The sequence below is a fragment of the Halomarina salina genome (assembly GCF_023074835.1).
In the GTDB taxonomy this organism is placed as follows: Archaea; Halobacteriota; Halobacteria; order Halobacteriales; family Haloarculaceae; genus Halomarina; species Halomarina salina.
Map to the genome: position 1 here is coordinate 1833995 of NZ_JALLGW010000001.1, position 18063 is coordinate 1852057.

Genomic DNA, 18063 nt, shown 5'->3' on the forward strand with positions numbered 1-18063 from the left:
TATGACCGACGTACGCGACGCCGGGTTCAAATCCGTCACCCGCGTCGCCGACGCGCGCCGCCGCCTCCTCGACGCGGCGACGCCACACGAGCGGACCGACTCCGTAGTCACCGCGGACGCGGCCGGACGCGCGCTCGCCACCGACGTGACGGCGACCACGGACGTCCCCCACTACCGCCGGGCAGCGATGGACGGCTGGGCCGTCCGTGCCAGCGACACGTTCGGCGCCGGCGACCGCTCTCCCGCCATCCTCCGGGCCGACGCCGCTGGGGCGGACTCCGTCGCCCCCGAGACGGCGGTGCGCGTCCACACGGGGAGCGCACTCCCCGAGGGCGCGGACGCGGTGGTGATGATAGAGGAGACCGACCGCTTCGGCGACGACGTCGAGGTGTTCGACGCCGTCGCGCAGGGCGAGAACGTCTCGCCCGTCGGCGAGGACGTGACCGAGGGCGAGCACCTGTTCGACGCGGGCCACCGCCTCCGCGCCTCGGACCTCGGTCTGCTCCGCTCGACCGGCGTGCGGACCGTCGAGGTGTACGACGCACCCGATATCGCCGTGATTCCGACCGGCGAGGAACTTGTGACGGCCGACCCCGAACCGGGCGAGGTGGTCGAGACGAACGGCCTCACCGTCTCCCGACTCGTCGAGGGATGGGGCGGGAGCGCGCGGTACCGCGACGTGGTGACCGACGACCGCGACTCGCTCGCGGAGGCCATCGAGCGGGACCTGGACGCCGACGTGGTCGTGACGACCGGTGGCTCGTCGGTCGGCGAACGCGACCTGCTCCCCGCGGTCGTCGACGACCTCGGCGAGGTGCTCGTCCACGGCGTCGCGCTGCAACCGGGCCACCCCGGCGGACTCGGGATGGTCGAGGGGACGCCCGTCGTGATGCTACCGGGCTACCCGGTCGCCTGCATCGTCAACGCGGTGCAGTTCCTCCGACCGCTCCTGAAGCACGTCGGGCACCTCCCGGACGCGCCCCACCCGACCCGCGAGGCACGACTGGACCGGAAGATACGGAGCGAGGTGGGCGTGCGGACGTTCGTCCGGGTCCGACTCTCCGAGACGACTGACGGCGAGGCGGCGAGCGAGGACGAGGAAGCGAGCGACGGTGACGACGACACTGCCGACCTCCCGACCGCGACGCCGACGCGTGCCGGCGGGGCAGGAGTGCTCTCGTCGGTCGCGCTCTCGGACGGGTGGGTAGTGGTCCCCGAGTCCCGCGAGGGCGTCCCGGCAGGGGAAACGGTGACGGTGGCGGACTGGGAGTTCCAGCCATGAGGAAGGAGTTCCGCGACCTCGCACCCCCCGAGGCCGCTCACGAGGCAATCGCGTCGCTCGACCTGTCGGGCGGAACCGAGTCGGTGCCGCTCCGGGAAGCCCGGGGACGCGTCCTCGCGGAGCGAATCGACGCCGTCCTGGACGTGCCGGGGTTCGACCGCGCGAGCGTCGACGGCTACGCCCTTCGCGCCCACGACACGTTCGGCGCGGACGAGGCAGACCCCGCCACGCTCGACCTCGTGGGCGTCGTCGACGCCGGCGAGCGACCCGACGTGACCGTCGGCGACGGCGAGTGCGCCGAGATATCGACCGGTGCGGTCGTCCCCGACGGCGCGAACGCGGTGGTGATGGTCGAGCAGACCGACCACGTGGCGAGCGGGGGCGACGACGACTACGCTACCATCGAGGTCCGAACGAGCGTCGCCCCCGGCGACCGCATCATGTTCGCCGGGGCTGACGTGGCCGCTGGCGAACGGGCACTCGGTCCAGGGACGCGACTCACGACCCGCGAAGTGGGTCTGCTATCGGCGCTCGGTGTCGACGAGGTGCCGGTCCGCGCCCCGCCGCGCGTCGGCATCGTCTCGACGGGCGACGAACTCGTCCGCCCCGGCGAACCGCTCGACTCCGGCGCGGGCCAGATATACGACGTGAACAGCTACTCCGTCGCCGCGGGCGTCGAGGAGGCGGGCGGCGAGGCCGTCCTCTACCCCCACGCAGGAGACGACTACGACGCGATGGAGCGCCTGCTCCGCGAAGCCGCCGAGGAGTGCGACCTCGTGCTCTCCTCCGGCTCCACGAGCGCGAGCGCCGTCGACGTCATCTACCGCGTCATCGACGAGCAGGGCGACCTCCTGCTCCACGGCGTCGCCGTCAAACCGGGGAAACCGATGCTCGTGGGGCGGTTAGAAGGTAGCGCGTACGTCGGCCTGCCGGGCTATCCGGTGAGCGCACTCACCATCTTCCGGACGTTCGTCGCGCCCGCGATTCGTCGTGCGGCGGGCGTCCCGGAACCGCGAACGGCGACCGTCGCCGGGCGGATGGCCAGCGAGGAACGCTACACAGAGGGCCGACTCCGACTGATGCCCGTCGGACTGGTCGAGGCGGGCGACGACGAGACCATCGAGGACACCGACGTCGGCGGCGAGACGCTCGTCTACCCCGTCGACAAGGGCTCCGGCGCGACGACGAGTCTCGTCGAGGCCGACGGTCTGGTGGAGATGCACCCCGACACGGAGCGACTGGACGCGGGCGAAGCCGTCGAGGTACGCCTGTTCTCACCCGACGTGCGCGTCCCGAGCGTCGTCGGCGTCGGCGAGGACGACCCCGCGCTGTCGCGTCTCCTCGACCGGCTCGACGCGCCGCGCTACCTCGGACTCGGCAGTCGGGAGGGCCTGCGCCGCCTTCGGAACGGCGTCCCCGACCTCGCGGTGACGACGACGAGCGGCGACCCGGAGTTCCCGACGGCCGACCTCGGCGCGTGGACCCGCGAGTGGGGCCTCGTCGTGCCCGACGGGAACCCCGAGGACGTGTCGGGGCTGGCGGACCTCGTCGACCGTGACCTCCGGTTCGCCAACCGCGCGAGCGCATCCGGCCTCCGCACGTCGCTCGGCGAGGCGCTGGCCGACCTCGCGGACGAACGCGGCGCGTCGCGCCACGACCTCGTCTCCGCCATCGACGGATTCGAGGCGGGGCGACGCGCCCACGAGAGTCCGCCGCGGGCGATGATGGCCGGCCACGCCGACGTCGCCCTCGGCCTGCGCGCGACGGCCGCGTCGCTCGGTCTCGGGTTCGTTCCGGTGGACACGGAGACGGTCCGCGTGCTCGGGAATCCGGATCGGGTCGAGAAGTCGGGCGTCGAGGCGGTCGCCGCGCAGGTCGCGGGACTGGACGAGCTGCTCGACGAACTTCCGGGCTACGGGCGACCGGACTGATTCGGTCGGCCTGGGCGACCGCCAGCGATAGAACTACTGTTCGGTACCGCCGTCGGCCGCGACGGGTCGAATCTCGGTGAGGTCGCTCACCCGGCGGTCGCCGAGCACGCACGACCCCCGGCGCTCGTGGCCGTGGCGCTCGACGTGGATGCCGTCGAGACCCGCGTTCCACGCCGCGCCGACGTCCTGTGGTCCGTCGCCGACGAGGACGCCGCGCTCGCTCCCGTTCGCGAGGCCGCTGCCGACGCCGAGGTTCGACATGGCGAGGTGGAGCGGCGCGGGGTCGGGCTTCCAGCCCAGTTCGTCGTCACAGCAGACGACGGTGTCGAACCAGTCGCCGATGTCGAGCGTCGAGAGCGCGGCGTCCGCGAGGTACTGCTGGGAGTGGGTGACGAGTCCGACGGGTGCGTCGATGCCGGCGACGAACCGTACCGCGTCGTCGTAGACGAACGAGTGCTCCGCACGGGCGATGGGGTCCTCGACGTCGTGGAACACCGACCAGAACGCCTGCGGGTCGTACCCCCAGGTTCGGAGGAGGTCGTCGCGCGACCCGCCGAGGCCGTGCCAGAGCAGTTCCGACTCCCGCTCGGTGAACGAGTGGCCGATGCGGTCGCCGACCTCGGCCATCACGTCGCGGACGTAGGTCGGTTCGACGTCGATGAGCGTCCCGTCGAGGTCGAGCAGCCAGAAGTCGTAGGTGGTGGAGGGAGACATCTAGGGAACACGAACTACGATACCGAGTGTCAAGTGTCTTCCGGGCGCACGTGGACGGAACTCCCGAGGTAGTTCGTCACGACGCGTTCGACGGTCTCGGCGTTGCCGAACGTCGCGGTCCCCGAATCGAGTTCGTCGGCGATGGCTGCCTCCAGGGCGTCGCGGTACTCGCGGTCGGTCCGCAGTTCGCGGAACTCGACGGCGTCGACGGGGACGCCGAGCGCCGCCTCCGCCTGCTCGCGCTGGTACGACGGCTCGTTGACCTCGCCACGCCAGAGGTTGTCACGGAAGAACAGCCAGCCGGACTGGCCCGGTTCTGCGGCCGAACGCTCCATCGTCGTCTCGAACCGCTCGGGCGAGACGTCGACATCCGGCGCCGGGTCGAGGTGGAACCGTACGCGGAAGACGTAGGCGGCGTTCATCTCCGCTCGCTCACCACTACTGGAGGTCGTCGAACCGCTCGGCGAGGTCGACGTCCTTCTCGGTGATGCCACCCTCCTCGTGACTCGTCAGTCGCACCTCGACCTCGCCGTAGTCGATGGTGATGCTCGGGTGGTGGAAGGCGTCCTGCGCGACGCCGCCCGCGCCCGCGGCGAAGCCGACGCCCGCGAGGTACGAGTCGAACTCGTAGGTGCGGACGATCTCGTCGCCGTCTCGCTCCCAGTCGTCGGGGATGCGTGATTCGATCTCGTCGTCGGACAGTGTGTCGGCCATGTCGCCATCGACGGGTCCCAGGCCGATAAAACGTCGGCGCGCGAACGTTTTGCCGGTAGAACCGCTAGTTCCCGTATGGACGAGGATATCGACCTGTACGACTCGCTGGCGGGGCAGGTCGCGCTCGTGACCGGTGCGACGCGCGGCATCGGGGCCGAGGTCGCCGCCGACCTCGCGGACCTCGGCGCGACGGTGTACGCCGGCGCCCGAGACACCGACGACGTCACGGACGCGGCGCTCGTGCCGGTCAGGCTCGACGTGACCAACGAGCGGACCATCGAGGGGGCCATCGACCGCGTCGAGAGCGAGGAGGGTCGCCTCGACGTGCTGGTGAACAACGCGGGCGTCTACGGCCCGGCCGGGGCGCTCCACACCGTCCCCACGTCGGGTATCGACCGGACGCTCGACACCAACCTCAGGGGGCCGATGCTGGTGACGAAGCACGCGCTCCCGTCGTTGCTCGTCGGTGAGAGCGGCCGCGTCGTCAACGTCTCCTCGGGGTCGGGGCAGTTCTCCGGCGGGATGAGCACCGGACGCGGCCCCTACGCCGTCTCGAAGGCGGGCCTCAACGCGCTGACGGCGTATCTCCACGCCGAGTACGGTCCCGAACTCGTCGCCAACGCGGTCTGTCCGGGGTGGGTACGGACGGACATGGGCGGGCCGGGGGCGACGCGGAGCGTCGAGGCGGGAGCGGAGACGCCGGTCTGGCTGGCGCGCTTCCGACCCGGTAGCCCTGGCGGACGACTCTGGCGCGACAGGGAGGTCGTCGACTGGTGAGGGTTCTGCGGGTCTAGCAGCCGTCGGGAACGGGGTGAGCGGTGGGGCGAACAGGCGACCCGGCAGCGGGACGCGAGAGGGTGGTCGCGCGCCGCTCCCGCTCGGAGCGGTTCGAGATGGGGACTCGCTCGTGCTCTCGCGGCGACGGTCAGTGCACGGCGGCGCTGGTCGCGGCTTTCGAGAAGAAGGTTCGCCCGATATTGGGGTCAGTCCGCGCGCAGCCCCTCGAAGTAGACGGCGCGCTCCTCGCTGTCGGCGGGGGCCGTGACGAGACTCACGCCGACGGTGAGGACGAGCGAGAGCAGGATGCCGACCATCTGGGGGGTCCAGCCGAGGTAGTACGTCGCGCCGAGCGAGGCGAGCGACACGTCCCCGGAGACGAACGGGACGCTGGAGGCGGGGAGGAGCGTCGCGGCGACGTGGACGAGGTAGAACGCCTGTGCGCCGACGATGCCCGTCGCGATACCGGTACGGGTCGTCCGCCGCCAGTACAGTGCGACGAGCACCGGGAGCGTCATCTGCGCGAAGCCGCCGAACGCCGTGTCGCCGATGACGAACAGCGTCTGGTTGGTGAAGAGCGAGGCGACGAACGACCCGAGGGCGAACACGACGACGCCGCCGCGGGCGAGCATCGCCTCGCGGTCCGGTCGCCCGAAGAGGGGCCGGTAGACGTCCCGCGTGAGGTACGACGCGCCCGAGAGGAGCATCGAGTCGCTGGAACTCATCATCGCGGCGATGGCCCCGGCGACGACGAGCGCCGCGAACCAGACCGGCGTGTACTCGTTGAGCAGGATGGGGACGACGTTGCCGCCCTCGGGAACCTGGATGCCGAGGCCCTGCGCCCACGCGCCGAGCATGAACGCCGGGACGAACAGCAGCAGGACGAGGACGGGCCAGAGCGTGAACGTCCGCTTGAGGACGCGCTTCGACGACGCGGCGAAGAACCGCTGGTTGATCTGCGGGAACATCGCGACGCCGAAGGCGATGCTCACCGCCGTCGAGACGACGTACTGCTGGGTGTACGCGCCGCCACCGAGTGCGAGGAACTCGGGGTTGCTCGCGGCGAGAGCGTCGGTCGCCGCGCCCGCGCCACCAACCTCCATCAGCACCCACAGCGCGGCGGCCCACGTCGCGACGAGCATGAACGCGCCCTGCAGCGTGTCGGTCCACGCGACGCCGCGCATCCCGCTGATGCCGACGTACAGTATCATGAACAGCGTGATACCGCCCGCGCCGACCCAGTAGGGGATCGCGCCGTCGGTCAGCGATTCGAGGGCGATGCCCGCGCCGCGTTGCTGGAGCATCACGTACGGGAACAGCCAGAACAGACCCACGAGGGCGACGAGGACGCGGAGGCTGCGCGACCCGAACCGGTCGCCGAGCATCTCGCCGAGCGTGACGTAGCCGTGGACGCGCCCGACGAGCCACTGCTTGTAGCCCAGCACGTACCAGAGGATGGCGAACAGGATGCCGTCCATCAACCCCATGACGAGTATCCACTCGGGGCCGAGCGAGTAGGCGATGTTCGGCCCCGCGAAGAAGGTGAACGCCGACAGCAGCGTCGCGAACGTCGTGAACAGCAGGACGACCGTGCCGAGCGTCCGCGAGGCGAGGTAGTAGTCCTCGGCGGTATCGGAGCTGAGTCGGTAGGCGACGAGGCCGACGGCGAGCGCGACGACCAGGTACGCGCCGATGACGCCCGTCTGGACCGCGAGCGTGGACTGGAGCGGAACGGCCGAGAGTACGGACGACACCCCGGTCGCTGGCTGGCTCATACGCGGTCACCCCGTGAGCTGTCGGGGTGCGTGTCGTCGGGCGACTCGATACCGATGCCCCACGCCCGGCGCGCGAACAGGGCGAACACGCCCGACGCGAGGACCATCCAGCCGACGTGCCACCAGAGCCACAGCGGGAGTCCGGCGACGACGGTGCTGTCTCGCCACAGGAACCACGGGACGGCGAAGACGACCAGCAGGGCCATGGCGACGGGCCACAGGAGCCGCTCGGTTCGACGGATCATGTTGGCCGACGTACGTAACGACCCTATCTAAGTGTTGCTAAAAGCCACCAATCACGGTGGTCGAAGAATTTTGTTCTTCATAACGGCGGTCGTGGTGGTCGGTGGCCGAGCGTCGCGACGCAGGTCCCGCCACCGTGCCGAGCCAGCTGTCACTGATTCTATGAGTCTGCGGGCCGAAACGGTCCGGGGGGAGGAGTCGGACGAAAACGTGGCTTTATACCCCGACCGGCGCCTATTTATACTGACACCCGCGCCGACGCGCGGGCCATCACCATCCAGCCTTCACGGGCACTCACCACATCATGCAAGACACCGCGAAATACCTCATCCACGCCGACATCACGGCCGAGGGGGTGGTCGAGCGGTCGGACGTCGTCGGGGCCATCTTCGGGCAGACCGAGGGCCTGCTTGGCGACGACCTCGACCTGCGCGACCTGCAGGACTCCTCGAAGGTCGGTCGCATCGACGTCTCCGTCGACTCGCAGAACGGGCAGTCGTTCGGTACCGTCACCATCGCCAGCGGTCTCGACCAGGTCGAGACGGCCATCCTCGGCGCGTCGCTGGAGACCATCGAACGCGTCGGACCGTGTCGCGCGACCATCTCCGTCGACCGCATCGAGGACGTACGGGCAGCGAAACGTCGCGCCGTCGTCGAGCGCGCCAAGGAACTGCTCGGCGAGGCGTTCGACGGGTCGATGCTCACCAGCGACGAACTCGTCGAGGAGGTCCGCCGGGCCATCCGCGTCGACGACATCACGACCTACGAGGGCTTCCCGGCGGGGCCGCGCGTCCACGACTCCGACGCCATCATCGTCGTCGAGGGTCGCGCGGACGTGCTGACGCTCCTGCGCTACGGCGTCAAGAACGCCATCGCCGTCGAGGGGACGAACGTCCCCGACGCCGTCGCCGACCTCACCCACGAACGCATCGTCACCGCCTTCCTCGACGGCGACCGGGGCGGCGACCTCATCCTGAAGGAACTCGCGCAGGTCGGCGAGGTGGACTACGTCGCCGTCACGCCCGCGGGCCAGAGCGTCGAGGACCTCGGCCGCGCCGACGTGATGCGGGCGCTCCGTCAGAAGGTGCCCTACGACTCCGTCGCCGGGGCGGACAGCGCCCGCGAGGCCGTCGAGAGCGACACCACTTCGTCAGACGACGCGCCGGAGCGGTCGGACACCGACCCGACTCAGCGCACCGACGCGGCACCGAGCACCGAGCGACAGAGCGTCTCCGACGGCGGCGACAGTCGGGTCGCGTCGGCACCGACCGAGCGCACCGCGGCGGTCGAGTCGACGGACTCCACGGCCAGCGCTGGCGCGCCGGTCGTCGCCGCCGGAGAGGGGGAGTCCGTCGTCGACGCCGTCCAGGGGAGCGCGTCGACGGCGTCGCCAGCGACGGAGGGAGCGCCCGCCGAGGCCGACACCGGGACCGGAGAGGAGTCGACCGGTGGCGACGCGACCGACAGAGGCGACGCGGCGGACGACGACGAACCACTCGCCGTCCCGGAGACGCTCCGTGGCCACGTCCGCGCCGTCGTCGCCGACGGGAGCGGGACGGCCCGGTTGCTCGACGAGGAGATGGGCGTCGTCGGCGAGTCGCCCGCCGAGGAGGCGTTCGACGCCGTCCGCGACGCCGAGACGGTGCCGTTCGCGCTCGTCCTCGACGCGGAACTGCCACAGCGCGTCCTCGATGTCTGCGCCCAGCGCGGCGTCGAGAACGTCGTCCCTCGCTCCGTCGGCGAGTTCGTCAAGCGGCCGGCGAGCGTCCGGGTCCGCACCGCCGAACGCCTGCTCGCCCGCGAGTACTGACCCCCTCGCTCCCCTCGCTCGCGCGGGCCGTTCCCCCTCCTTCCGACTCCGTCGTCGCTCGTCCCGTCCCGCTATCCGAACCCTTCGACGTGGACGTGTAGCTCCGGCACGCCGATGGCCTCTGCCACGTCGACGAGACCGTACGCCATCGCGCTCACGCCGCAGGCGTACGCCTCGATGTTCGCCGGGTCGATGCGCGCGTCGATATCGTACACCGGTTCCTCCTCGGAGGAGGCGGCCAGCGACTCCTCGACGTCGTCGGAGACGACGCCGTGTTCGAGGTACTTCATCAGCGTGTGCTGGACGTACGCCGTCTCGCCCTCCCAGTCCGAGAGGTACGTCTCGCGCGAGCAGGTCGGGACGAAGTGGAAGTTCTCGTGTGCCTCGTCGAGTGCCTCGAACTCGTCCATGTACGGGATGTCGTCCTTCCACGAGGAGCCGAGGAACAGCCAGACGTCGCGGCGGTCGCCCTCGAACTCGTCGTCGCCCTCCTGGAAGAGGTACGTGATCATCGAGTAGAACGGGGCCGCGCCGGTGCCCGTCGCGAGGAACACCACGTCGCGGCGCGACGGGTCGTTGAGGAGGAAGTCACCGTTCGGGCCGCGGACCTCGACGGACTCCTCGGTCTCAAGCCCCTCACACAGCTTCGGCGTGAGGTGACCGTCGGGGACGTGCCGGATACAGAGCGCGATGTCGTCCTCGTTGGGCGAACTGGCGATGGAGTACGGCCGCGAGATGCCCTGGTAGCGCAGCGTGAGGTACTGTCCGGGGGCGAAGTCGAAGGGGGCGTCGGGGTCGAAGCGAATCTCGACGAGCATCGGGTAGGGGCGTTCGTCGCGCGTCTGGAGTTTGTCGAGTTTGGCCGCCAGCGTGCTCCCCGAGTTGGGGTCGAGCGCCTCCCGGACCTGCGTCCAGTCGATGGGGTCCGGTCCCCACGACCCCGACTCCAGCAGGTCGTCCTCGTTGTGCGCGTCGAGCAGCGTCGCGACGGCGTCGGCCACGGCGTCGTGGCGCTCGTCGTCCATCGCGGTCACCTGGGTCACGACGCACTCCTCGGCCACGAGCGGCAGTTCCTCGGCGGCGGCCTCGATGGCGTCGTGCTGTTTGACCTCCATGGGGTCCCCTGCTCCCGCGACGCGGATAAACCTACACCGCGCTCGTCGAACCTCGGTCTCCGGTTCCGCCCCGAGTTGCCGACCCGGCCCTCAGAACGCGACGATGCCGACGGCGACGGCGAGTGCGGCCGCGACGACGCCGGCGGCCGTCGTCGCGACGAAGTTGACGCCCTTGTTGTCGAGCAGCGTCCCCTCCACGGTCGCGCCGAGCAGCGAGTCGACGACCATCCCGCAGACGCCCGCGAGGACGACCACGCCAGTCCCGGTCGGCGACAGCTGGAACGCTACCCACGAGATGAGGCCGACGATGCACGCCCCGACGAGACCAGCGAGTCCGCCCTGCCACGTGACGCCGCCGTCGGTCCCCGGCGGGACGGTCTGGAACGTCGTGATGAGCCGCGGGTCGTCGTAGAGGCCGCCGATCTCCGAGGAGAGCGTGTCGCTCATCGCGGCGGCGACCGACCCGGCGAACGCGAACAGGAAGAGGTCCTGCGGGACGCCGATGTGGCCGTGAGCAGCCCAGCCGAGCAACGCGACCAGCGCGGCGGCGGAGTTGGCGAGGACGTTACCGCTCCCGCGTGCGCCCTCGTTCTCCTCGGCGATGCCGCGGTCGAGTTTGTCGTCGTAGCGAAACTTCGTCGAGAGACCGCCGATGGCGAAGAAGGAGATGAGCACGGCGAACCAGCCGTAACTGCCGAGGACGACCGAGAGGAAGGCCAGCAGCGTCCCGGTCAGGACGCCGGTGACGGAGCCGGTCTGCAACGCGTAGGAGGCGTAGCCGAGCGCCAGCGAGACGGCGATGGCGACGACCACCTGCGTCGCCGTCAGGTCGAGCGGCAGGTCGGCGAACAGCCACAGCACGAGCGCCGTCGAGGTCATCACGAGCGGGTCGTCGCGGTCGTACAGCATCGAGCGGAGGAGCGCGGCGAGCATCGCGCCGCTCGCCGCGAGGAACACGGCCTGTGGGGGGGTGAACGCCGTCTCGCCGAGCGCGGCGACGGCGACCTGAGCGAGCACCCCCGCGCCGAACGCGGCGACCGCGAACGCCGTCGTCGCGAGGAACCGGTCGCTCGACAGTTCGAGCGACGCCTTCTCGGCGAGCGTCCCGAACGCCAGCAGGACGACGCTGGTGACGTAGACGGTCATCGGGAGGTCGAAGCTGGTCCCGACCAGTGCGAGCGCGGCCGCGGCGAGCGAGAACCCGACGAGGCCGTACAGCGTCCCCTCCTCGTAGTCCGACGGTCTGGCGAACAGGTCGAACAGTGCGCTGTCCTCGGGGACGACGAACGCGGCGAGAGCGAGGAGAACGAACGGCGCGGCGGTGACGACGGCGGCCGTCGGAATACCGACGGCGGCGGAGTCGCCCACCGTCGCTGGCAGCGCGAGGCGGTCGGCGACCGCGGGTGAGACGGGTGCGACGAGAGCGAGGAGTGAGACGAGCGTGTACGCACCCGCCCGTCGAACCGTCTGAGACACGACGAACGATTCCCCCGATGAACACTTAACAGGTCCGGGACGTGCCGCACCGGTCGTCGCCGTCGCCGAGGGTCGCCTGGCGGGCCGCTCCGCCGCCGTCCGCTCCCGTAGGCCTTACGTTCGCCCACGACGAGCGACAGGCGTGGGACTGTACGACCGCTACCTCGCCGCTCGCGTCCGCCGGGACGACGCGCCCCTGCCGGGCACCATCGCGCTCGTCATCACCGAGCGCGACCTGCTCGAACAGGAGGCCTACCGGACGCTCGAACGGTTCCTCGGGCTGGCGTTCGAGATGGGCGCGGAGCGCGTGATGGTGTACGTCAGCGTCCTCGACGAGGCGGCGGTCCCGACGCTCCGGCGCACGCTCGCGGACCTCGACTCGCCGCGCGAACTCGCGGTCCGCGGTCCCGACGACGCCGAACGCGCCGACGCACCCGTGCAGGTCTCCATCGGCCTCGGCGGCCGGGCCGAGTTCGCCAACGCGGTCCGGAACGTCGCCGAGGCCGTCGACCGGGGCGACCTCTCCAGCGCGGACGTCGACGAGGACACCATCGAGGACGAACTCGTCTTCCCGACCGCGCCGGACCTCGTCATCAAGACGGGAGCCGAACGGCTCTCGGACTTCATGATCTGGCAGTCGGTGTACTCCGAACTGTACTTCACCGACGTCAACTGGCGGGACTTCCGCGAGCGCGACTACCTCCGCGCGCTCAGGGACTACCAGGACCGGCAGCGCCGCTTCGGTGAGTGAGCGTCTCGGAGAGTGAGGGCTTCGAGGAGGACGGTCGCCGCGTTCGTCGCGTTCAGTCCGCCGTCGGTTCGATGTCGTCGAGGTCCGCCTCCGGAATCTCGCCGACCTTCTCCGTGAGTCGCGAGACGACCGCACGGTCCGCGCCGACGGCCTGCAACAGCGCCAGCGCGCGGTCCGTCCGGGTGCGCCGCCACGACGCCTGCCGGGACTGGTAGGTCCGGATGGCCCGCAGCAGGTCGACGCGGGAGAACTCGGGCCAGTACGGCGCACAGAAGAACACCGCCGCCTCGTTGCCGTTGGCGTGCCACGGGAGGAAGTTCGAGGTGCGCTCGTCGCCGCCGGTGCGGATGATGAGGTCCACGTCGCGGGCGGGTCGCTCGGTGAGTCGGTCCTCGATGCAGTCGATGTCCACTGCCTCGGGGTCCTGTGTCCCGGCTTCGACCTCCTCGCAGACCTCGCGGGCGGCGTCGAGCAGTTCCGCGCGGCCGCCGTACGCCAGCGCGACGTTCAGGTACTGCTCGTCGTACTGCTCGGTCCGGGACTCGGCGTAGTCGATGGCCTCGATGACTCGCTCGGGGAGGAGGTCGAGCTGGCCGATGGCGCGGATGTGGACCTGCTCGTCGTGGACCTCCTCGTCGTCGGCGAACTCGTACAGCTTCTGCTCGATGAGGTCGAACAGCTGCTCCTGCTGTTCGGGCGGGCGGTCGAAGTTCTCGGTCGAGAACGCGTACAGCGTCACCTCCTCGATGCCGAGCTCCGAACACCACGAGAGCATCGACTCGGTCGTCCGCGCACCCGCCTTGTACCCGGCACGAGTGCCCGAGTCGCGGCCCTTCGCGTAGCGGCGGTTCCCGTCCTGAATCACCGCGATGTGGGTGGGCACGCCCTCCACCTCTCGTTCCAGCAGTCGCTCGTAGAGCCGCCGTCCTGCCCGACGGACCCGCCGTTTCATGGCCGGTGGGAGTCGTGGTGCGGACATGAGTCTTGTGACACGTCCCGACGAGACGCCTCGGAGGGTTTTTATGCGGTGACGACAACAGACAGTTGCAATGGCGACCGGTACGGTTGATTTCTTCAACGACACAGGCGGTTACGGCTTTATCAAGACCGAGGACTCCGACGAGGACGTCTTCTTCCACATGGAGGACGTCGGCGGCCCGGACCTCGAGGAAGGCCAGGAGGTAGAATTCGACATCGAGCAGGCCGACAAAGGCCCGCGGGCGACCAATCTGGAGCGTCTCTAACGATGGCGAAAGGCAAAGTCGACTTCTTCAACGACACGGGCGGCTACGGCTTCATCGAGACGGACGACGCGGACGAGGACGTCTTCTTCCACATGGAGGACGTCGGCGGTCCGGACCTCGAAGAGGGCCAGGAAGTCGAGTTCGACATCGAACAGGCCGACAAGGGTCCGCGCGCGACCAACGTCACCCGCCTGTAAGACGCGCTCACACGACGAACAACGATTCTCGGTATTTCGACGCCGCCAGCGACAGCGCTCCTCGACCGGCGTTCTCGCCGCGGCCCGGTCGAGGCGTGCTCGCGGACCGTGAGAGGTAACCCTGTCGACGGAGAGGGTCGGGTATGGAGACCGTCGACAGGGACCTCTACGAGCGGGCGAAGGCGCTACTCGAACCCGGTGACATCCAGTTGAACGGCGTCATCGTCCACACCGACATCGGCGACGACGAGGCCGCGCTCCACCAGGCGACGCTCGACGTCGGCGACGTCATCGCCGAGCACGCCGACGCTGGCGAGTGGTACGTCTACTCGGGCAACGACGACTCCCAGTTCGGCCTCAACCAGCACCAGGGGCTGACCATCGAGGAGGACGCGTTCGTCTGGGAGTGCCAGCAGCTGCTCCGCGACGGCACGTTCGAGGTGGTGTTCTACTACGAGGCCGACGCCGACCAGTCGGCCATCGTCTCGGACGTCGAGGACCTCGGCTTCCGCGTCACCGGCGTCGAAGGCTCGTGAGAGCGCGTCGGTGAGTGGCGGCGAGATAGCGACCGGCGGTCGTGCCGACGCTCCGTGATTAGAACAGACGGGGAGCGGCGGCCGATGTCCCGTCGTAGAACTCGATCGGTCAGTCGTGGTCCGGACAGCGACCGCGGTACTCCGACTGGTTGGCGGGGCCGACCATCCCGTCGATGGTCAGGTCCGACCACCCGTCGGCGCGGGCGGCGTGCTCGTCGTCGTACTTCTCGCTTCGCGAACACTCCTCGCAGGAGACGAAGACGCTCATGGTATCCGATAGCTTCCCACGCCTTATCAACACCACGGGCACGCTCGCCGACCTGTACGCATCCGGAGTGGACACCGTCCAGCCGTCCCGAACACGCCGACGCGAACGCGGTTCTTATCACCGGGTAGGTCCGAGAGGCGGGCATGAACACGGCCGAGCAGTTGGACCGACTCGACCGGGCGGTCCTCAACGCCTTTCAGGGCGGGTTCCCGGTCTGTGAGCGGCCGTTCGACCCGGCGAGCGCTGCACTCCGCGAGCGGGGCGTCGACGTGACCGCCGACGAACTCCTCGACCGCGTCCAGCACCTCGACGAGGAAGGGGTCCTGACGCGGTTCGGTGCGCTCGTGAACGCGGAGGCCATCGGCGGGACGGCGACGCTCGTGGCGATGCACGCCCCGCCCGACCGGTTCGACGAGGTGGCCGAACAGGTCAACGCCCACCGCGAGGTGGCTCACAACTACGAGCGCGAACACCCGCACCTCAACATGTGGTTCGTCGTCAGCGTGGCCGACGAGGAGGAGGTCGAACGCGTGCTGGCCGACATCGAGGCGGAGACGGTCCAGGAGACGTACAACCTGCCGAAGGAACGCGAGTTCCGCGTCGAGGCGAAGTTCCTGCTCGACGGCCCCGTCGCCGACGGCGACGTCGACCTGTCGCACCTCGGCCCGGACGTGACGCCGGAGGAGCGGACGACGCTGACGCCCGCGGAGCGGGACCTGGTCCTCGAAATCCAGGGCGGCCTCCCGATTACGGCGACGCCCTACGCCGACGTCGCCGACGCCGTCGGACAGGACACCGACTGGGTCGTCCGTACGATCAAACGGTTCGACCTGGAGGGGAAGGTCCGCCGCGTCGGCGTCATCCCGAACCACTACGCGCTGGGGTACAGCGAGAACGGGATGACGGTCTGGAACGTGCCCGACGACCTGGTCGAGGAGGTCGGCCCCGCCGTCGCGTCGCTGGACTTCGTCACGCACTGCTACCAGCGGCCCCGCCACGAGGGCGTCTGGCCGTACAACTTCTTCGCGATGACTCACGGCCGGAGCGAGGCCGAGAGCCGCGAGCGCATCGATCAGGTCCACGACCGGATGGACGAATTCTGGGAGGTGGGCGAGGAGGACTGGGACACGCTGTTCTCGACGCGCATCCTGAAGAAGACCGGCATCAGGATGGCCGAACGCGCGGACGCGAACACGGAGTAGCGGTCGTCGTGCTCCCACTGCTCCACGACCTGTCCGACGAGACGGTGCTCGTCTTCGGCGGCGGCCGCGTCGGTGCCCGGCGCGCCCGAACGTTCGCTGCGGAGAGTCGGGTGGTCGTCGTCAGCCCGGCGTTCGCCGAGCGTTCGTTCGGCGACGCCGACCGCGTCCGAGCGGCCCCCGGACCTGACGAGGTGGGCGACTGGGTCGAACGCTTCGGCCCGGCGCTCGTGGTCGCGGCGACCGACGACGAAGCGGTCAACGCTGCCGTCGAGACGAGCGCCCGCGACCGTGACCTGCTGTACAACCGCGCCGACCGGGCGGGCGAACGCGACCCCGACCACGTCGCTGTCCCCTCCATCGTCCGCGAGGGGGAGGTGGTCGTGGGCCTCTCGACCGGCGTCCCGGCGCTGACGAAGGTGCTCCGCCGGCGCGTCGAGCGAGAGGTCGAGGGGGCGGGCGAACTGGCGACGCTGCTGGCCGAGACTCGCCGAGACCTCCGGGCTGAGCACCCCCCGGAACGGCGGCGTGCGGCCCTCCGTGCGGTGGTTCGCTCCGACCGGGTTTGGAAGGCTTTAGGTGATGGAGGCGCTAAGCCCCGACAGATAGTGGACGAAATCGTCTCCGAACACCTGGGTGAGTCGCCGTGACCGCCGCGAGTGTCATCGCCGGGGTCAGCGTCGCCCACCAGCGCGCGGACCTCGACGCCATCGACGCGGCGGCCGCCGAGGACGCCCGCGCGATGGTCGGCTCGCTGCTCGACGTCCCCGAGGTCGACGAGGCGTTCGCCCTCCAGACGTGCAACCGGGTGGAGGCGTTCGTCGTCACCGACGACGGCGCTGCTGGTCGGTCCGCACTCGCGACCGTCGTCGAGGACGTGCCCGCCGAGAGCGTGACGACGATGGACCACGAGACGAGCCTCCGGCACCTCATGCGCGTCGCCTGCGGCCTGGAGTCGCTCGTCGTCGGCGAGGACCAGATTCTCGGGCAGTTCCGGGACGCGTACCTCGCCGCCCGAGCGGCGGGCGGCGTCGGTCCCGTCCTCGAAGAGGCGCTGACGAAGGCCATCCACGTCGGCGAACGGGCGCGCTCCGAGACGGCCATCAACGAGGGCGTCGTCTCGCTCGGGAGCGCGGCGGTCCGCCTCGCCGAGTCGGACCTCGACGACGGCCTCGACGACACGACCGCACTCGTCGTCGGGACGGGCGAGATGGGGACGCTCGCAGCGCGGTCGCTCGCCGAACGCGTCGACCACGTCGTCGTCGCAAACCGGACGCTCGCCAACGCGGAGCACGTCGCGCGGACGCTCGACACCGAGACGAGCGTCGTCGGTCTCGGTGCACTCGCACCGGCGCTCGAAGTCGCGGACGTCGTCGTCTCGGCGACGAGCGCCTCGGGCGCGGTCATCGACGCCGACCACCTGGCGACGGCCGGCGAGACGTACCTCGTGGACCTCGCGCGCCCCCGCGACATCTGCGACTCCGTCGAGTCGCTGAGGCACGTCACGGTCGTCGACCTGGACACGCTCCAGGACGTAACCGACGCCACCGCCGAACAGCGCGCGCTGGCAGCCCGCGAGGTCGAGGCGATGATTGACCGCGAGTTCGAGAACCTGCTTGCCCAGTACAAGCGCAAACGCGCCGACGAGGTCATCGGCGCGATGTACGAGGGGGCAGAGCGCATCAAGGGGAAGGAGCTCGCCACCGCGATGTCCCGGCTCGACGCGGCCGAGACCGACGCGGAGCGCCGCGAGGTCGTCGAGTCGCTCGCCGACGCGCTGGTCGGGCAACTGCTGGCCGCCCCGACGCAGAGCCTCCGCGACGCCGCCGAGCGCGACGACTGGTCGACCATCCACACCGCGCTCCGCCTGTTCGACCCGAGCGACGGTGGGGAGTCCGTTCCACCGATACCGTCGAACGCGGCCCCCGAGGACCTCCCCGAGTCCGTCCGCGACAGCATGCCCCAGGGCGTGTTCGAACAGCTCGACGACTGAACGCGCTCCGGCTCGTCGCCCGCCGACGCTCCGCCGGG

General features: G+C 70.1%; 20 protein-coding genes. 11 read left to right on the forward strand and 9 right to left on the reverse strand.

Translation table 11 applies throughout. The features are described from left to right. Nucleotide 1: 1 nt before the first annotated feature. Together MX571_RS09245 and MX571_RS09250 are read left to right on the forward strand one after the other, a co-directional pair. Nucleotides 2-1282, forward strand: coding sequence for a molybdopterin molybdotransferase MoeA (locus MX571_RS09245; RefSeq protein ID WP_247415744.1), 1281 nt, complete (start codon nucleotides 2-4; stop codon nucleotides 1280-1282). Beyond that, nucleotides 1279-3213 (forward strand): molybdopterin biosynthesis protein, encoded by a 1935-nt coding sequence (locus MX571_RS09250; RefSeq protein WP_247415747.1) that lies wholly within the window; start codon nucleotides 1279-1281, stop codon nucleotides 3211-3213. The genes MX571_RS09245 and MX571_RS09250 overlap by 4 nt, the downstream gene beginning before the upstream one ends. A 33-nt stretch (nucleotides 3214-3246) precedes the next feature. Here MX571_RS09250 and MX571_RS09255 read toward each other — a convergent pair whose 3' ends face one another. From MX571_RS09255 to MX571_RS09265, 3 genes are read right to left on the reverse strand one after another with little or no spacing between them, the layout of a single operon-like run. Beyond that, the gene (locus MX571_RS09255; protein ID WP_247415749.1) at nucleotides 3247-3927 is read right to left on the reverse strand and encodes an HAD family hydrolase; all 681 of its coding nucleotides are present in this window, start codon (nucleotides 3925-3927) and stop codon (nucleotides 3247-3249) included. Nucleotides 3928-3956: 29 nt separating this feature from the next. Continuing rightward, entirely contained in the window at nucleotides 3957-4349 is a 393-nt protein-coding gene (lwrS, locus tag MX571_RS09260) for an LWR-salt protein (protein ID WP_247415752.1), read from the reverse strand. A gap of 16 nt (nucleotides 4350-4365) precedes the next feature. After that, nucleotides 4366-4641 carry a 4a-hydroxytetrahydrobiopterin dehydratase gene (locus MX571_RS09265; protein ID WP_247415755.1) on the reverse strand — a complete coding sequence of 92 codons (276 nt, stop codon included), beginning with the start codon at nucleotides 4639-4641 and terminating at the stop codon, nucleotides 4366-4368. Between the two features lie 75 nt (nucleotides 4642-4716). Here MX571_RS09265 and MX571_RS09270 point away from each other — a divergent pair, with 75 nt between their 5' ends. Beyond that, nucleotides 4717-5418, forward strand: coding sequence for an SDR family NAD(P)-dependent oxidoreductase (locus tag MX571_RS09270; RefSeq protein WP_247415758.1), 702 nt, complete (start codon nucleotides 4717-4719; stop codon nucleotides 5416-5418). Nucleotides 5419-5624: 206 nt separating this feature from the next. On the opposite strand, the gene MX571_RS09275 is transcribed toward MX571_RS09270, so the two are convergent. Further along, on the reverse strand, nucleotides 5625-7193 hold the full coding sequence (locus MX571_RS09275; RefSeq protein ID WP_247415761.1) for a sodium:solute symporter family protein: 1569 nt from the start codon (nucleotides 7191-7193) through the stop codon (nucleotides 5625-5627). Then, a complete protein-coding gene (locus MX571_RS09280) occupies nucleotides 7190-7438 on the reverse strand; it encodes a DUF3311 domain-containing protein (RefSeq protein WP_247415764.1) in 249 nt (82 codons plus the stop codon). The genes MX571_RS09275 and MX571_RS09280 overlap by 4 nt, the downstream gene beginning before the upstream one ends. A 302-nt stretch (nucleotides 7439-7740) precedes the next feature. Between MX571_RS09280 and dnaG the strand changes: the two genes are divergently transcribed. Continuing rightward, complete coding sequence (gene dnaG / locus MX571_RS09285) at nucleotides 7741-9246, forward strand: DNA primase DnaG (protein WP_247415767.1); 1506 nt, start codon at nucleotides 7741-7743, stop codon at nucleotides 9244-9246. A gap of 71 nt (nucleotides 9247-9317) precedes the next feature. Here the strand turns inward: dnaG and MX571_RS09290 are convergent, their stop codons facing one another. Both MX571_RS09290 and MX571_RS09295 read right to left on the reverse strand, forming a co-directional pair. Further along, nucleotides 9318-10361: an FAD-binding oxidoreductase gene (locus tag MX571_RS09290; protein WP_247415769.1), complete on the reverse strand. Its 1044-nt coding sequence runs from the start codon at nucleotides 10359-10361 to the stop codon at nucleotides 9318-9320. Nucleotides 10362-10451: 90 nt separating this feature from the next. Then, complete coding sequence (locus MX571_RS09295; RefSeq protein ID WP_247415772.1) at nucleotides 10452-11837, reverse strand: DUF92 domain-containing protein; 1386 nt, start codon at nucleotides 11835-11837, stop codon at nucleotides 10452-10454. Nucleotides 11838-11979: 142 nt separating this feature from the next. On the opposite strand from MX571_RS09295, the gene MX571_RS09300 reads away from it, so the two are divergent. Further along, nucleotides 11980-12588: an undecaprenyl diphosphate synthase family protein gene (locus MX571_RS09300; RefSeq protein WP_247415775.1), complete on the forward strand. Its 609-nt coding sequence runs from the start codon at nucleotides 11980-11982 to the stop codon at nucleotides 12586-12588. A gap of 52 nt (nucleotides 12589-12640) precedes the next feature. Here the strand turns inward: MX571_RS09300 and uppS are convergent, their stop codons facing one another. Next, nucleotides 12641-13540 (reverse strand): polyprenyl diphosphate synthase, encoded by a 900-nt coding sequence (uppS, locus tag MX571_RS09305; protein WP_368409006.1) that lies wholly within the window; start codon nucleotides 13538-13540, stop codon nucleotides 12641-12643. 97 nt (nucleotides 13541-13637) lie between these two features. On the opposite strand from uppS, the gene MX571_RS09310 reads away from it, so the two are divergent. From MX571_RS09310 to MX571_RS09320, 3 genes are all read left to right on the forward strand, one after another. Beyond that, complete coding sequence (locus MX571_RS09310) at nucleotides 13638-13832, forward strand: cold-shock protein (protein WP_247415778.1); 195 nt, start codon at nucleotides 13638-13640, stop codon at nucleotides 13830-13832. 2 nt (nucleotides 13833-13834) lie between these two features. Further along, nucleotides 13835-14029 (forward strand): cold-shock protein, encoded by a 195-nt coding sequence (locus MX571_RS09315; protein WP_166968124.1) that lies wholly within the window; start codon nucleotides 13835-13837, stop codon nucleotides 14027-14029. Between the two features lie 143 nt (nucleotides 14030-14172). Then, a complete protein-coding gene (locus tag MX571_RS09320) occupies nucleotides 14173-14565 on the forward strand; it encodes a DUF5778 family protein (RefSeq protein ID WP_247415780.1) in 393 nt (130 codons plus the stop codon). Between the two features lie 109 nt (nucleotides 14566-14674). On the opposite strand, the gene MX571_RS09325 is transcribed toward MX571_RS09320, so the two are convergent. Then, nucleotides 14675-14833, reverse strand: a complete 159-nt coding sequence (locus MX571_RS09325) for a hypothetical protein (protein WP_247415783.1) — start codon at nucleotides 14831-14833, stop codon at nucleotides 14675-14677. A gap of 143 nt (nucleotides 14834-14976) precedes the next feature. On the opposite strand from MX571_RS09325, the gene ahbB reads away from it, so the two are divergent. The 3 genes from ahbB to hemA are packed head-to-tail and all read left to right on the forward strand — an operon-like array spanning nucleotide 14977 to nucleotide 18025. Next, nucleotides 14977-16035: a siroheme decarboxylase subunit beta gene (ahbB, locus tag MX571_RS09330; protein ID WP_247415785.1), complete on the forward strand. Its 1059-nt coding sequence runs from the start codon at nucleotides 14977-14979 to the stop codon at nucleotides 16033-16035. 8 nt (nucleotides 16036-16043) lie between these two features. Next, on the forward strand, nucleotides 16044-16682 hold the full coding sequence (locus tag MX571_RS09335; protein WP_247415789.1) for a precorrin-2 dehydrogenase/sirohydrochlorin ferrochelatase family protein: 639 nt from the start codon (nucleotides 16044-16046) through the stop codon (nucleotides 16680-16682). Then, nucleotides 16679-18025 (forward strand): glutamyl-tRNA reductase, encoded by a 1347-nt coding sequence (gene hemA, locus MX571_RS09340; protein ID WP_247415792.1) that lies wholly within the window; start codon nucleotides 16679-16681, stop codon nucleotides 18023-18025. Before MX571_RS09335 ends, hemA begins: the two co-directional genes overlap by 4 nt. The last annotated feature ends 38 nt before the right edge of the window (nucleotides 18026-18063 follow it).